This is a genomic window from Marinobacter shunpengi, from assembly GCF_045449715.1.
In the GTDB taxonomy this organism is placed as follows: domain Bacteria; phylum Pseudomonadota; class Gammaproteobacteria; order Pseudomonadales; family Oleiphilaceae; genus Marinobacter.
On record NZ_JBJJLA010000027.1, the window covers coordinates 156,538 to 171,143 of the forward strand.

Annotated in this window: 11 protein-coding genes; 4 read left to right on the plus strand and 7 right to left on the minus strand. The window is 59.3% G+C overall.

The window, feature by feature from the left end; translation table 11 throughout:
• Positions 1–138 precede the first annotated feature (138 nt).
• The 7 genes from ACJO3T_RS19265 to ACJO3T_RS19295 form a co-directional block, all read right to left on the minus strand.
• Complete coding sequence (locus ACJO3T_RS19265) at positions 139–1,938, minus strand: acyl-CoA dehydrogenase (protein WP_406979525.1); 1,800 nt, start codon at positions 1,936–1,938, stop codon at positions 139–141.
• 68 nt (positions 1,939–2,006) lie between these two features.
• Entirely contained in the window at positions 2,007–2,705 is a 699-nt protein-coding gene (locus ACJO3T_RS19270; protein ID WP_406965469.1) for an ABC transporter ATP-binding protein, read from the minus strand.
• Complete coding sequence (locus ACJO3T_RS19275) at positions 2,705–3,460, minus strand: ABC transporter ATP-binding protein (protein WP_406965470.1); 756 nt, start codon at positions 3,458–3,460, stop codon at positions 2,705–2,707. Before ACJO3T_RS19275 ends, ACJO3T_RS19270 begins: the two co-directional genes overlap by 1 nt.
• A complete protein-coding gene (locus tag ACJO3T_RS19280; RefSeq protein ID WP_406965471.1) occupies positions 3,457–4,728 on the minus strand; it encodes a branched-chain amino acid ABC transporter permease in 1,272 nt (423 codons plus the stop codon). Before ACJO3T_RS19280 ends, ACJO3T_RS19275 begins: the two co-directional genes overlap by 4 nt.
• Before the next feature lie 35 nt (positions 4,729–4,763).
• Complete coding sequence (locus tag ACJO3T_RS19285; protein WP_406965472.1) at positions 4,764–5,708, minus strand: branched-chain amino acid ABC transporter permease; 945 nt, start codon at positions 5,706–5,708, stop codon at positions 4,764–4,766.
• 71 nt (positions 5,709–5,779) lie between these two features.
• Positions 5,780–7,039, minus strand: coding sequence for a branched-chain amino acid ABC transporter substrate-binding protein (locus tag ACJO3T_RS19290; protein WP_406979526.1), 1,260 nt, complete (start codon positions 7,037–7,039; stop codon positions 5,780–5,782).
• Positions 7,040–7,411: 372 nt separating this feature from the next.
• Positions 7,412–8,962 (minus strand): tannase/feruloyl esterase family alpha/beta hydrolase, encoded by a 1,551-nt coding sequence (locus ACJO3T_RS19295; protein ID WP_406979527.1) that lies wholly within the window; start codon positions 8,960–8,962, stop codon positions 7,412–7,414.
• A gap of 685 nt (positions 8,963–9,647) precedes the next feature.
• On the opposite strand from ACJO3T_RS19295, the gene ACJO3T_RS19300 reads away from it, so the two are divergent.
• The 4 genes from ACJO3T_RS19300 to ACJO3T_RS19315 all read left to right on the plus strand — a co-directional run bounded on the left by ACJO3T_RS19300 (position 9,648) and on the right by ACJO3T_RS19315 (position 14,586).
• Entirely contained in the window at positions 9,648–11,537 is a 1,890-nt protein-coding gene (locus tag ACJO3T_RS19300; protein ID WP_406979529.1) for an AMP-binding protein, read from the plus strand.
• A 33-nt stretch (positions 11,538–11,570) separates the two neighbouring features.
• The gene (dctP, locus tag ACJO3T_RS19305) at positions 11,571–12,623 is read left to right on the plus strand and encodes a TRAP transporter substrate-binding protein DctP (RefSeq protein ID WP_406979531.1); all 1,053 of its coding nucleotides are present in this window, start codon (positions 11,571–11,573) and stop codon (positions 12,621–12,623) included.
• A 108-nt stretch (positions 12,624–12,731) separates the two neighbouring features.
• A complete protein-coding gene (locus ACJO3T_RS19310; RefSeq protein ID WP_406965480.1) occupies positions 12,732–13,283 on the plus strand; it encodes a TRAP transporter small permease subunit in 552 nt (183 codons plus the stop codon).
• Positions 13,273–14,586: a TRAP transporter large permease gene (locus ACJO3T_RS19315; protein WP_406965482.1), complete on the plus strand. Its 1,314-nt coding sequence runs from the start codon at positions 13,273–13,275 to the stop codon at positions 14,584–14,586. The genes ACJO3T_RS19310 and ACJO3T_RS19315 overlap by 11 nt, the downstream gene beginning before the upstream one ends.
• Positions 14,587–14,606 lie beyond the last annotated feature (20 nt).

Sequence of the window (14,606 nt, forward strand, 5' to 3'; positions counted from 1 at the left end):
CGCCGTGAATCCGTCCGTGGAGGCTCTTCAAAAACGTCCCTGTTTTTGAAGGTCCCGGAAAGTCATTCCCGCCTGCTCGCTTCGGCTTTTCGGGTAACCGCTTTGGAGACGAAAAGCCCCTGCCTTGGCAGAGGAAATTCAGAACCAGTCGTTCTCCATATCGATATTGTCCCGGTTGCCGGCGCTCAGCAGGCGGGCGTAGCCCTCCAGCGGTGCCAGTTCCCAGTCCATGAAATAACGGGCGGTGTGGATCTTACCACGGTAAAAGGCCTCTTCGGTGCCCGAGGCGCCGTCAGCCAGTGCCTGTTCGGCCACCATGGCCTGCTTCAGCCAGATCCAGCCCACCAGTATCCTGCCGAACATATCCAGGTACATCGTGGCATTTGACAGGCCATGGTCGGGATCGTTCGCCAGTTGCTGCTGTAGGTCCGCAGTGACACCGACCAGCAGTACCAGGGCCTCCCGTAGCTGGTGGACGAAATGGCCGCAGGTCTCCATGTCGGCAGCGTCCTCCAGGGTCGCGTGGATACGGCGCTGGAACTCCGCGTAGCCATCGCCGCCTTTCGGGCCCAGCTTGCGGCCCAGCAGATCGATGCCCTGGATGCCTTCGGTGCCTTCGTGGATCGGGTTCAGCCGGTTGTCACGATAGAGTTGTTCCAGTGGGTATTCCCGGGTGTAGCCGGCGCCGCCGAGCACCTGGATGCCCAGGTCGGAGGCGATCACGCCGTATTTCGACGGCCAGGTCTTGACCATGGGGGTGATCAGGTCCAGCAGTTCGGCGGCGGCCTTGCGTTCGCTGTCGTTGTCGGCGGTGTTGGCATCCTCCACCAGGGTGCTGGCGTAGAGGCACAGGGCCAGGCTGCCTTCGGCGTAGGCCTTCTGCATCAGCAGCATGCGGCGTACGTCGGCGTGTTCGACGATGTTCACCTGGGGGGATTCCGGGTGCTTGTTGCTCACGGGGCGCCCCTGGGGGCGGTCGCGGGCGTAGTCGAGGGCTTCCAGGTAGCTCTGGTAGCCCATAGCGGCGGCGCCCAGGCCGACGCCGATACGGGCTTCGTTCATCATCTGGAACATGTAGCCCAGGCCCTTGTGGGGTTCGCCCACCAGGTAACCCACGGCGCCGCCTTTCTCGCCGAAGTTGAGCACGGTGGACGTGGTGTTGCGGTAGCCCATCTTGTGCAGCAGGCCGGCCAGGGCCACGTCGTTGCGGTCGCCCCGGCTGCCATCGTCGTTGACGTGGAATTTGGACACCAGGAACAGGGAGATTCCGCGAACACCGGCAGGCGCACCCTCAATGCGGGCGAGCACCATGTGCACGATGTTGTCGGTCAGTTCGTGGTCACCGCCAGAGATGAACATCTTGTTGCCGAACAGGCGGTAGCTGCCGTCGTCTGTGGGGCGGGCCAGGGTCTTCAGGTCACCCAGGGCGGAGCCCTGGCCGGGTTCGGTGAGTGCCATGGTGCCGCTGTAGCGACCGTCCAGCATGGCGGGCAGGTACTTGTCCTTCAGTTCGTCGCTGCCGAAGCTCTTGAGCAGGTTGGCGGCGCCGATGGTGAGGAAGGAGTAGGCGGTGCTGGAGACGTTGGCGGCGTTGAAGTAGGCCATGCTGGCCCGCAGCACCACTTCCGGTAACTGGGAGCCGCCATCGTCGAAATCATGGTGCGATGCCAGGAAGCCGGCCTCGGCAAAGGCGTTCCAGGCCGTCTGGGTCTCCGGGATCAGGCTGACTTTTTCGCCGTCGAAGGTGGGTTCGTTGGCATCGCCCTTCTGGTTGTGAGGGGCGAAGTACTGGGCGGCGATGTCCCGTGCAGTGTTGAGGGTGGCGTCGAAGGTGCCACGGTCATGGTCCGCATAGCGGGGCCGTTCCAGCAGGGCGTCGGTGTTCAGCACTTCATAGAGTTGGAATTGCAGGTCGCGATCGTTGAGCAGGGTTGCCATGGTTGCAGTTTTCCGGGGGTAAGGGACCCGGAGCCGCCTGGCTCCGGGTCGGCGGGACGTTCAGCTTGCTAAACCTCCAGCCACTCTTTGCGGATTTCGGGGTTGTTTTTCAGGTCTTCGGGGGTGCCTTCAAAGACAATTTCCCCTTCACCCATGATGTAGATGCGATCCGCGATATCCAGTGCGATGGAGAGCTTCTGCTCCACCAGCAACACAGCAAGGCCGTCCTCGGCCATCTGCTTGAGTATCGCGGCCACATCGGCCACCACCTTGGGGGCAAGACCTTCGGTGGGTTCGTCCACCAGGATGCATTGTGGGTCGCCCATCAGTGCCCGGAACATGCTGAGCATCTGCTGCTCACCGCCGGACAGCACTTCCGCCGGGGTATGTTCCCGTTCCTTGAGGCGGGGGAACCACTCATAGACCTTGTCCAGGGTCCATTTCTCCCCGGTCTGGCCTTTCTTCTTCATGCCCAGCTCCAGGTTCTGGTGCACGGACAGGCCGGGGAAAATAGCACGATCCTCCGGCACATAGCCAATACCGGCGTGGGCGATCTCGTGGGGCTGCCTGCCGCTGAGGGTGTTGCCATCGAACTCTACGTGGCCCACCGGTGACACCAGCCCCATGACGGCCTTGCAGAGGGTGGAGCGACCCACCCCGTTGCGGCCCAGCAGGCTGACCACTTCGCCGCGTTCGACCGACATGTTGACACCACGAAGTACGTGGCTTTTGCCATAATAGGCGTTCAAATCCTGGATCTTGAGCATCAGTGGACCTCCGTACCGAGATAGGCTTCCTGAACCGCCGCGTTATTGCGGATGTCTTCCGGGGTGCCGGTGGCGATGATCTCGCCGTACACCAGTACGGAAATCCGGTCCGCCAGTTCGAAGACCACGTTCAGGTCGTGTTCCACCACCACCAGGGTGTTTTCCCCAGTCATGCGCTGGATCAGCTGGATCACGTCGTTGGCTTCGGTACGGCTCATGCCCGCGGTGGGCTCGTCCAGCAGGATGACCTTGGCGCCGGAGGCGACGGTACAGCCAATCTCCAGCGCACGCTGCTCGGCGTAGGTAAGCAGTGACGCCGGGGTGTTGGCCTGCTTGGTCAGGTTCAGTTGCTCCGCCAGCTCATTTGCCCGGTGGGTGACGGTATCCTGGCCGAGTACGCTTTTCCAGAACGCGTATTTGTGACCCTCGGACCAGAGTAGTGAGCAACGCAGGTTCTGCATGACCGTCATGTTCTGGAACAGGTTGGTCACCTGGAAACTGCGGCTCAGGCCCATGCGGTTGACCTTGTGGGCCGGCATGTTGTGGATATCGTTGCCGAACAGCTTGATGGAGCCGTCCGACACCTTCATGCGGCCGCTGATCAGGTTGTACAGGGTCGACTTCCCGGCCCCGTTGGGGCCGATGATGATGTGGCGTTCGTGTTCGTGAACGTCAAGGTCGACGCCGCGGATGATCTCGGCGCGACCGAAGTTCTTCTTGACGCCCTTGAGTTCCAGTGCGTTGCGGGTAGTCATGCTTTACCTCCGTCAGACTTGGCGCCAAGTTTGCGTTTGAGCATCGGGTTGCCGTGGAACAGCATCAGCCCGAAACCGATGATGGCGATACCAAAACACACCAGCCAGGGCAGTACATTGGTGGCGTTAACGGTAAAGCCCATCAGGCCAAAGGGAGCGCTTGGGTCCCAGCTGCGGAAGTAATGGTAGGACAGTTCGATCACGCAGATCAGACCGAAGATGCCCACCAGGCCAGCCAACAGAATGTACAGCCGGACGCCAGTGTTGCCTTTCCAGCCACCGGCTTTCCAGTTGAGGTATTGCATGTGCAGGATGCCCACCAGTCCCATGGGGGCGAACATGACAATGGCGATGAACAGCAGGCCGAAATAGAGAACCCACGCCTCGGTATAAGAAGACAGGGAGCTCTCCAGGAAGGTCACCAGAGTTGCGCCGACGATCGGGCCCACGAAATAGCCGATACCGCCGATGTAGGTGCCCAGCAGTACCGCGCCGGACTGGATCTGACCGACCACTTCGTCGTTGACGATCTCGTCGGTGATCACGAAGAGCCCGCCTGCGAGACCTGCGAAACAGGCTGACAGGGCAAACTGGATGAAGCGGACGATGGTCGGATTGTAGCCCACGAACTGGGCCCGTTCCGGGTTGTCCCGAACCGCATTGGCCATCCAGCCCAGGGGCGTTTTCCGGAGAAGGAAGATGAGTATGGCAGCTATCAATGCCCAGGCCACGACCAGGAAGTAGACGTTCCGGCTGGAGCCGTAATCCACCCCCAGCAGTGACGGCGCATAGGTGCGGTCACCGAAAAGCCCTGCCTCGCCACCGAAGAAGTCGGTGAACATCAGGGAGCTTGAATGCACCAGGGCCCCGAGCCCCAGGGTGATCATGGCAAACACCACGCCCGCCCGGCGAACCGAGAAGGAGCCGAAAACGATGCCAAAGAGCAGACCGGCACCGGCGCCCACCAGGGGCAGCAACTCAATGGGGAGGCCTTCACCTCCGGCATCGTTGATGCTGCGCAGCAGGTGCATGGCGACGTAGGCGCCAAGGCCGTAATAGACTGCATGTCCGAAGGACAGCAGGCCGGTGTTGCCCAGCAGCATGTTGTAGGACAGGGCAAAGATGATGGCGATACCCATGTGGCTGAGCAGGTTGATGGCATGGCCGGAGTCAAAGATGAACGGCAGCACGATCGCCACAAGGGGTACGACCACCCAGGGCCATAACTTCAGCAGGTTGGAGCTTCCTGCTGCGGTATTGGTAGCCATAGATTTGGTTTCCTGTTGCGTTGTTGTTGTGGTTGTCATGCTTCACGCTTCCCGAACAGGCCACGGGGTCTGAAGATCAGGGTCAGCACCAGCAGCAGGAATGGAAGGACGGGGGCAATACGGGTGGTTTCCATATGCCAGAGTACTCCGAAGAAGCCGGAATCCTCGATGCCCAATGCACCAATGGTGTCCGCCAGGGAGAAGTTCACTGACAGGAAGAAGGTCTGCAGGATACCAATGATCAGTGACGCGACCAGTGCGCCAGGAACGGATCCGAGGCCACCAAGAACGACGACCACGAACACGATCGGGCCCATCATGAAGGCCATGCCGGGGTCGGTCACGAAGTGAATCCCGCCAACGACACCGCCGAGGCCGGCAAGGGCGCAACCGAAGGCGAACACGAGGGTGAATACCATCGGTACATTGTGTCCCAGAGCGCCAACCATATCGGGGCGGGACAGGGCACCCTGGATAATCAGGCCGGCCCGGGTCTTTTTCAGCAGGATCCAGAGGCCAACAAACATCGCAACAGCGACGAGCAGGATAAAGACCTTGAACCAGGAATAATCCAGTCCAAACATGGCGAAAGCGGTGGTGTTCAGTGCTTCTGGTGCCTTGTAGGGCACTGGCACTGTCCCCCAGAAGAGGGCGACAAGTTCCTCAATAACATAGGCAAGGCCGAATGTGAAAAGCAGTTCCGGCACGTGGCCATACTGGTGTACACGGCGCAGGCCGTACCGTTCGACCAGGGCTCCCATGGCGCCGACAGCGATCGGAGCCAGGAACAGGGCCACCCAGAAGCCTGTACCCAGACCGAGGGTGTAGGCGAAATAGGCCCCCAGCATGTAAAAGCTGGCGTGAGCGAAGTTCAAGACACCCATCATCCCGAAGATCAGGGTCAGGCCGCTGGACATCATGAACAGCAGCGTACCGTAGAGCACGCCATTGAAAATCGAATAAGCGATGGTTTCGAGCATGGTGAGACGAATCCTGGTTTATTGTTCTGAAAACCTCCGGTGGCATTGCGCCACCGGAGTATGGCTGGTGCTTACGGACGTCTCATGTTGCAGGAAGTTTCGTCCGTGGCCTGTTCCACAGGAATGTTGGCCACGGTGCGGAAGCCTACACCGGAGTTGTCGGCATCGTACTTGGCCTCAGTGTCCATGACGGAGATGTACATGGGCTGCAGGATCTGGTGGTCCTGGGCACGCATGGTGATGGTGCCGGTCGGGGACTGATAGTCCATGCCTTCCAGTGCCTTGGCAATGGCATCGATGTCATCGGAACTACCGACTTCCTCAATGGCCTTCTTGAGCATGTGCATCTGGTTATAGATGCGGTGGTAGTACCAGTCGATTTCAGGGTAGCGCTTCTTGAATTCCTGGAACCATTTCTCATAGTCCTCCAGGCCTTCGTCCACGTTTACGTCGGCGTGCCACTCGGTGACCTGAAAGAGTACGTCTTCGCCCCGCGGGCCAACCGCCGCTGGTGTACCGAGGCCACCGCCGTAGTACGTATAGACGTTTACATCCAGACCGGCACTGTCGATGGCGCGGACCAGCAGCGACAGATCGTTACCCCAGTTACCCGAAACCACGGTGTCTGCGCCGGACTGCTGGATCCGTGAGATGTAGGGCGAGAAGTCCCGCACCTGGGCGATGGGGTGCAGCACATCACCGACGATCTCGGCATCCAGGTTTTTCTCACCAACCAGTTCCTTCATGCGCTTGGAGATGAACTGGCCATGAGAATAGTCCTGGTTGATCAGGAAGATCTTTTCGATGGCGTCGTCCTGGGTCTTCATGTAATTGGCCAGGGCTTCCAGCTTGATGGCGCTGTTGGCGTCCCAGCGGAAGTGATAGAAGCTGCAGCGCTCGTTGGTGAGGGCGGGGTCCACTGCGGCGTAGTTGAGGTACAGTGCCTTGTTTTCCTCGTTACGGCGGTTGTTCCGGTCAACTGCTTCGACCAGAGCGCCGGCCACGTTGGAGCCGTTGCCCTGGGTGACGAAGTTGATGCCTTCATCTACTGCACGTTGGAGCAGTTGCACCGACTCTGACGGGCTCTGCTTGTTGTCCATGGGGACGATTTCGATATCGCGCCCCATGATGCCGCCCTGTTCGTTCATTTTTTCGGCAATGAAGCGGAAGTGCTTGAGACCGGCATCGCCGACGTTGGCGAAGGGCCCGGAAAGCGGCTCAATGTACGCGATACGGATGGGTCCGTCCTGAGCGTAGGTGATGGAAGAAATGGCCATGGAAAGGCCAATCATGGTGCCGGTGAATACTCCGGTCTTCTTGTTTCGGATCATGATTTTCTCCTGATTGTCGCTGCCGACAGGGCAGCGGATTTCTTGTAATTGTTGGTTCGAGTTTCAAACTGTATAGCGAGCGCTTGTTCTATTCAATCTGAAGAGCGATATATTTTTGCTATGAAAATGCCTCCTGAAATTGGGTGAATTCAGATGCTTGCATTTCATCCCACGAATCAAAGGTATAGTTGAATAACTCAATCAGTTCAACCGGCAACTTCACGTTTACCGGATTTTTACTGTAGCCGGAAATTGCAGTTTTGCATGGGGGAGTCCGGAATTTCCCGATTTGTTTTTTTGGGAGCTTCGCCACTGCTCAAGGGACTGACCGACGCACGGGAGGTAGGTTCCCCACGGCGCCGGCCGGGAAGGCTACTCCACACACTCAAACGAGGAGGCTGAATCCGGGTCACCGCCGCTGGTATACTGAGGCCAGGCCGGATAGTCGCACAAGGGCCGCGTACGGCCCGGCTTGCCAACGGTGTCGGTGGTGACCTGGTCTTCCGGGGCGATGTCCTGCTCCGCCCACTCTTCCAGGGCGGTGAGGGAGTCCCAGGTGGCGTTGAAGAAAGAACTGGCGCCGTGCCCGAACCCCGGAACCTCATAGTAGCGAACAAAACCGTCCACTTTTTCCTGGCCCATCTGGTCAACCAACCGGTCGTAATAGATCTCGGTGGCCCGGGAACTGACCAGGATATCCGCGAGGCCATGGGCCAGCAGCAGCTTGCCGCCACCGTTTGCAAACTCGGAGATATCGGTACCGGCGTTGAAGGGCACGCTCAGTTCACTAATGCGCTCGGCAAACTCCTGTCGCGGATTGATCGGATCGAAGTCGAAGGAATTGAAGGAGGCATCCTGTGCCACCGAATACCTGACCCACTGGTCCACCAGCACACTCAGATAGGGAGCAGAACGTGGCATTGGTGTATCGGGTTGGCTGGTGCCCAGGGCGAGGAACACGACAATGGGCTGTATCGGCGTGTCGATGGAGGTGATGCCCAGGTCAGCGCCCCAGACATTACTGCCGGGGTACCCGGTTTCACCATTGGCCAGTTCGAACTGGAAGGTTACCCCATCGTTCATGGCATTCAGTGCATCAATCTGCGCATCGGACAGGCAATGGTTTCCGTCATCCGCTCCTCCGGGGCAACGGATGACGACGCCGTTCAGGGTCGCGGTCGCCGGGTCGAAGGTGGCGTTGCACTGGCGCTGGTCGCTGATGATGTCATCCTCAAGCCCGTCCAGAGCATCACAGGACTCCAGCGCAGCATCCAGCAGCAGCTGGCGTTCGGCGGAATCAGGATAGGCGCCGGGCTTGGCCAGTTCCAGGCTGAGATATTGTCCGGCCAGCCATGCGGACATGTTGTTCCAGGCCGGGTACCAGGCGATCGCACCGTCCCAGTCTTCGGGCCACCGCTGGATATTGGTCAGTGCCTCACGTCCGCCGGTCGAACCACCGGCGAAGTAGCGTTTTTCGGGTTCGCTGGCGTACCGCTTGCCAACAATAAAGAGAGCGGCATCGCGGGTCTTCTTGAGAGCGTCGCCCGCAAAATTACGCACAGCCTCTTCATTGAGTCCCCAGCGTCCGTCCTGTGAGCCGTAGTCGTTGGCCTGGTGGCCGGAGTCGCTGGCAAAGGTGGCATACCCCCGGCCAAGAGGTGTCAGCGCGTCGGGGGCCCCCTGGGGGACATTGCCGGTAATGGCGGGGATGGTGCCATTGAATCCGCCACCACCAAACATGAGCACCTTAGAGTTCCAGTCTGCTGGCAATGCCACCTGGAAAAGAATGTCGGGCGCGTCCGGGTCGATGGGGGCGATGCTCCCGGAGACGAGGCAATGCTCAGGAATGGTGGCGGCGCCGCTGCCGCTGGCCGCCACCACTTCTGTGTCTGTAATCGTGCCACCGGAGGTCGATAAAGTCATCTCCTCCGCTGGAATCTCCAGCCCTGCCAGCTCTGCGCAGGTCTTTGGGGTCCCGGTCGAGGAAGAACTGTCTCCATCTCCGCAGCCGGCTATCAGCGTGACGGCTATACAACCAACCGCGATACCTGACAACTCCAGTTTGAAGTTTTTCATTGTTGGTTCCTTGTTGTCATTGTTTTTTTGGGGCCGGCGCCTTGTGTGCCGAAGCCCCCGGGACCATAAGCAATTCCAAGGGGGCGGACAATGTGGGATTGCTACATATTCTTACTCTTAAATCTGTGTCTATATCACAAAGAATTGTCTGCCCTGCGTTCCGCCGGATAGCAATAGTGTCCGGCCGTTCCTCCCTGCGTGGCTGCGTGGTCAGTATGCCATTTTCGGAAGTCGCTCTATTACTGGCTTCTCAGGGCCCTTTCGGCAAGCCTGCGTACCGGCAGAGGGCGTTTCTTTGGGATTCGGGTATGTGATTAGGGTACATAAAATAATCAAAAAAATATAATTAAGTTACATTGTGACTCATGTTCTGAATGGCCAGAATTTCCCCGCTTTCGACTCGCACCGTGCCGCTGGATGAGAACAGTCGGTGCTGTCGCTGGTTCACCTGATAACAATGCAAGCAGCGTGATTGCGGTATAGGCCATTGACGAGGCCTGTCGTGACGTGCTCACGGAACATGAAACTGACAATGACTCATTACAGAACAACACGATCCGTAAAGACGATCAGGACAGCAGGGGATATCGATACCCTTGAGCAGGAGCCCTATGGGGATCTGGTGACGGCCTCCAGTGTCCACCAACTGTTCGAAGCAACAGCGGCGCTGCATGGGGAGCGACCGGCCCTGACGGTGCTGAACTCGGCAGACCCCGCCGACAGTGCGCAGACACTGACCCATGGCGAATTGCTGGGGGCTATCAATCGGGCCGGTAACCTGCTGGTAAGCCTGGGAGCCGGCCACGAAACCGTGATCGCCATCCTCTCCCGCACCCACCCGGAAATGCCGGTCGCCCTATGGGGTGCCCAGTCTGTTGGTGTGGTCAGTTGCCTCAACTATCTGCTGTCCCGGGACGTGCTGATGACCCTGGTTGAGGCGGAGACGGCGGAATTCCTGGTGTGCCCCTCGCCCGAGCTGGATCCGGAGCTTTGGGAAAAGGCCAGACTGATTGCGTCTTCGGTGGAAACCGTGCGCAAGGTGATTGTACTGGGTAGGGTGCCGGACGATGTGGATCCTTCGGTGTTCGTGTCGTTCCGAGAAGGGTGTGATGCCCAGCCGGCCGATTATCTGAAAGCGGACCGACCGGCCCGTCAGGACGACATCACGGCCCTGTTCCACACTGGTGGCACCACAGGTCTTCCCAAGCTTGTGCCCCAGACACACCTTAACCAGATTCACGCGGCCTGGACGCTTGCTCAGTTGTTCGACCTGAGTGAGAGGGACTGCGCGCTGAACGGCTTTCCCCTGTTCCATGTGGGTGGCACCTCCACCATCGGCCTGTCTGTACTGGCAGCCGGCGGTCACCTGGTGATGCTGACCCCGTCTGGCTTCAGGGACCGGGAGGTGATCCACAATATCTGGGCCCTGACGCAACGGTTCCGTGCCACCTACCTGGCGGGTGTGCCTACGGCCATTGCCTCCATGAGCGAGGTGGCCACCGACGGATTTGATATCTCCAGCGTGCGCTTCGTGCTGACCGGTGGGGCGTCGCTGACCCGGTCCATTGCCGACCGCTTTGTGCGTCGGACCGGGCTGCCCCTGCTGGAGCAGTACGGCATGACGGAAACCGTGGCATCCATCGCCGGTACGCCACTGCACGGTGACCATGTGCGGGGCAGTGTTGGCCTCCGTGCGCCGTTCTCCACCCTGCGGATTCTGAAAAAGGCGGATGATAACACCGGCTGGGTCGATTGCGATCCGGGCGAACCCGGTGTGGTTGCCATCAATGGGCCCCAGGTGGTTGACGGCTATCTCGATCCTGAACACACCAGGGCAAACTTCACCGACGACGGGTTTCTGATTACCGGTGATGTGGGCTATCTGGACGACCGGCAATACCTGTACCTCACCGGTCGTGAAAAGGACCTGATCATCCGTAGTGGGCACAACATTGATCCCGCCGCGATCGAGGAAGTGGCCAATTCCCACCCCGACGTCAGCCTCAGTGCCGCAGTTGGCATGCCCGACGGTTATTCCGGCGAAGTCCCCGTGCTCTATGTCTCGGTGAAGTCCGGGCCCGGGTTCGATGTGACGGCCTTTGAAACCTTCCTGCAGCAGAAAATCCACGAACCACCGGCACGGCCACGGCATGTGTTCGTGGTGGATGAAATTCCGGTCACCGCCGTTGGCAAGTTGTTCAAACCGGAATTGCGGCACCACGCGGTCGGGATGAAGTTGCAGATGGAGGTGGAAGCGCTGTTGGGCAGGACAGACTGCATCCGGGTTGCTCCCCGGCCGGCAGGCAACGGGAGCTACACCGTTTCATTCACCGGGCAAGTGAGCGAGGAGGAGAGGCAAACCGTCATGGGGGCGTTGTCCGCACTGCCCATTGACGTGGTTTTTCGTCCGTCGGACGCGTAATCAATCGACAACAAGAAATCTGGAGAAAACGTTATGTTGAAAAACACAATAAAATCAGTGCTGGGCCTGAGTGCAGGCCTGTTTCTGGGCATTTCCGCCCTGGTGCCGGCCGCACATGCCGAACAGGCGGGTGAGCAGGACGTTATCAAGTGGCGACTGCAGGCGCACCTGCCTGTTGGCAGTGGTTCCTGGGAAGACAGCGTGGTCGCGGTTCGGGACAAGCTCCTGGAGCGCACCGACGGCCGGCTTCAGATCGAGCTGCATGCGGCGGATTCCCTGTTCGGGCCGACGGAGATTTTCCCGGCGGTCCAGCGTGGCGTTGTTGAGATGGGCTACACCTCCCCGGCTTATCTGATGAACTACATTCCCACCGCCGGTCTGGCCTTCGCCTCTCCGGGTGCCTTTGAGGATATCTGGGAGGCGCTCTATTTCTGGAAGCACCTGGGCTTTGAAGAACTGGTTCAGGAAGAAGCGGCAGAGCAGGGCGTTCATTACTACACCGACAAGCTCTACCCTACCGAGATGGTGCTGAAGGAGCCCGTCGAGTCGCTGGAGGAGTTCAGCAGCCTCAAGATCCGTGGTGCCGGCCTGTTACAGAAATTCATTTCGGAGGTGGGTGCATCGGCCGTGTTCATGCCCGGGCCTGAAATCTACCACGCCCTGTCCACCGGCCTGGTTGACGGTGCCCACTGGGGCGCGTCCCAGGAGGCCAATGCCCTGAGTCTGTATGAGGTGGCAAAGTACCATGTACGCCCGTCCCTGGGGATTGGTGGCGTCGAGGTCTTCATCATCAACAACAAGGCGATGGAGGAACTGCCCGAGGATATCCGCCGGATTGTGAAGACCACCTTCCAGGAGCACTTCTGGTCGCGGACCAACGAATACCAGTACCAGGAAGTTGAGATGCTGAATCATCTGGAGCGGGAACAGGGCGTTGAGGTCATCACCCTGCCGGACGAAATCCAGCAGCGTATGTGGGAAGTAGGCCGCGAGCTTCGCGCCGTGGAAGCTGAAAAGAGCCCCAACGCTGCGGAGGCGGTTCGTCGTCTGGAGCAGTACCTCGAATCACTGGGCCGGGGTGAATAGGTCCCGCTGACCTGATGGACCGGGGAGGGGCCCCGGTCCTTTCCCGGTTCCCCGCCTTATTGCCTGACTGTCCAACCCGGCTGATGCCTTCGGGCCGCGGAGCAAGCTATGAATTTTATTGTGTCCCTGTCTCGGGCTGTTACGAGACTCAACTCGTTATTGGGTGTCTGGATTCTGAGTTATCTGGTCATCGTTATGGTGGTGCTGCTACTGTTTGAAATCGTTGCGCGCTATGTCTTCTCATCACCCACGATCTGGGCCTCGGAAATGACCCAGATGATGTTTGGTGCCTACATCATTCTGTCCGGTGGGTTTCTGCTGGTGCGTAAGGGGCATATCAACGTCGATATTCTCTATGATCGGCTGGGCGCGCACGGCAAGGCTGCCGTCAATATTGCCACCTGTTTTCTGTTCTTTGCCTTCATGGCAGTCATCCTGAAGGAAGGCTGGGTGATGGCGGAGGAATCCTGGGCCATGGGGGAAACCTCCTTCTCGGCCTGGAATCCCCCGATATGGCCTCTGAAAATCGCGATCCCGGTCGGTGCCATGCTGCTTTTGTTGCAGGGTGTGGTAAGTATTGTCGGGGATGTCTTCGTGCTGATGGGCAGGCCGGATCTTGCCCGTCGGATTGAAGGGGAGGGCGTGACCCATGACGCTTGAAATTATCACGGGTCTGTTCTTCGGCACCCTGCTGCTGTTTGTTGCCCTGGGTGTGCCTCTGGCGTTTGTGCTGGGTGGCGTGTCCGCCATCTTTCTTTATTTCACCTGGGGGCCAGACGGCTTCTTTATGGTGAGCAGCCGTGTCTGGACCACCATGAACAGCTTTACGCTGATTTCGGTGCCGTTGTTCATTTTCATGGCGTTGATCCTGGAACGCACAGGGCTCGCCAGGTCTCTGTACCGCATGATGTACCTGTGGATGGGCGGGCTTCGCGGTGGTCTGGCCATCGGCACCGTAGCAATCTGTACGGTGTTTGCCGCCATGGTGGGTATCAGTGGTGCCGCCGTGGTTGCCATGGGTGCGGTGGCGTTGCCGGCGATGCTGGAGCGCGGCTATGACAAGCAGATGGCGCTGGGGGCCATCAATGCGGGCGGTGGCCTTGGTATTCTGATACCACCCAGCGTGGTCATGATTATCTACTCGCTGAATACCGGCGTGTCGGTGGGCAGCCTGTTTGCCGCGGGCATTCTGCCCGGGATCCTGCTGGCGGCTCTGGTGGGGCTCTACATTGGCGTGCGGTGTTTCCTCCAGCCCCACATGGGGCCGGCCCTGGCAAAGGATGAGCGCGCTTCATGGCCTGAAAAGCTGGCCTCGGTGAAAGCCGTGATACTACCCATCATGATCGTGGTGATGGTGCTTGGTTCCATCCTGTCGGGTATTGCGACACCAACGGAAGCAGCGGCGGTGGGTGTCCTGGGTGCCCTCATCTGTGCGGTGGTGCATCGCACCTTTTCACTGACAATGGCCCACCAGGCGGCGGTAAAGACGCTGGTGATCTCCGCAATGATCATGTGGATCTTCATCGGTGCCCATGTCTTCACCACCGCCTACAACGCCATGGGCGCCCAGCAGCTGATCGCTGAGCTGATGCAGAATCTTCCCGGTGGCGCCTTCGGCGCGATGATCGTCATGCTGGGGATCGTCTTCGTAATGGGCATGTTCCTGGATCCCATCGGCATCATGCTGATCACCTTGCCGATCTTCATGCCGGTGGTAAACCAGTTCGGTTTTGACCCTATCTGGTTCGGCATCCTGTTTATCATCATGATGGAGGTGGGCTACATGACGCCTCCGTTCGGGTTCAACCTGTTCTATCTGAAAGGTGTGGTGCCCCCCGGTGTCACCATGGGGGATATCTACCGCTCGGTGGTGCCGTATGTGCTGGTGATTTTCCTTGGAATGCTGCTGATCGGGCTGGTCCCTGCCATTGCACTCTATCTGCCGGACGTGCTGGTGCGTTAGAGAACCGGCCGCTGGCGGTA

Coding starts and splice junctions, on each gene's coding strand:
- ACJO3T_RS19265 (WP_406979525.1), bottom strand. CDS start 1,938: ATGGCAACCCTGCTCAACGATCGCGACCTGCAATTCCAACTCTATGAA.
- ACJO3T_RS19270 (WP_406965469.1), bottom strand. CDS start 2,705: ATGCTCAAGATCCAGGATTTGAACGCCTATTATGGCAAAAGCCACGTA.
- ACJO3T_RS19275 (WP_406965470.1), bottom strand. CDS start 3,460: ATGACTACCCGCAACGCACTGGAACTCAAGGGCGTCAAGAAGAACTTC.
- ACJO3T_RS19280 (WP_406965471.1), bottom strand. CDS start 4,728: ATGGCTACCAATACCGCAGCAGGAAGCTCCAACCTGCTGAAGTTATGG.
- ACJO3T_RS19285 (WP_406965472.1), bottom strand. CDS start 5,708: ATGCTCGAAACCATCGCTTATTCGATTTTCAATGGCGTGCTCTACGGT.
- ACJO3T_RS19290 (WP_406979526.1), bottom strand. CDS start 7,039: ATGATCCGAAACAAGAAGACCGGAGTATTCACCGGCACCATGATTGGC.
- ACJO3T_RS19295 (WP_406979527.1), bottom strand. CDS start 8,962: ATGACTTTATCGACCTCCGGTGGCACGATTACAGACACAGAAGTGGTG.
- ACJO3T_RS19300 (WP_406979529.1), top strand. CDS start 9,648: ATGACTCATTACAGAACAACACGATCCGTAAAGACGATCAGGACAGCA.
- dctP (WP_406979531.1), top strand. CDS start 11,571: ATGTTGAAAAACACAATAAAATCAGTGCTGGGCCTGAGTGCAGGCCTG.
- ACJO3T_RS19310 (WP_406965480.1), top strand. CDS start 12,732: ATGAATTTTATTGTGTCCCTGTCTCGGGCTGTTACGAGACTCAACTCG.
- ACJO3T_RS19315 (WP_406965482.1), top strand. CDS start 13,273: ATGACGCTTGAAATTATCACGGGTCTGTTCTTCGGCACCCTGCTGCTG.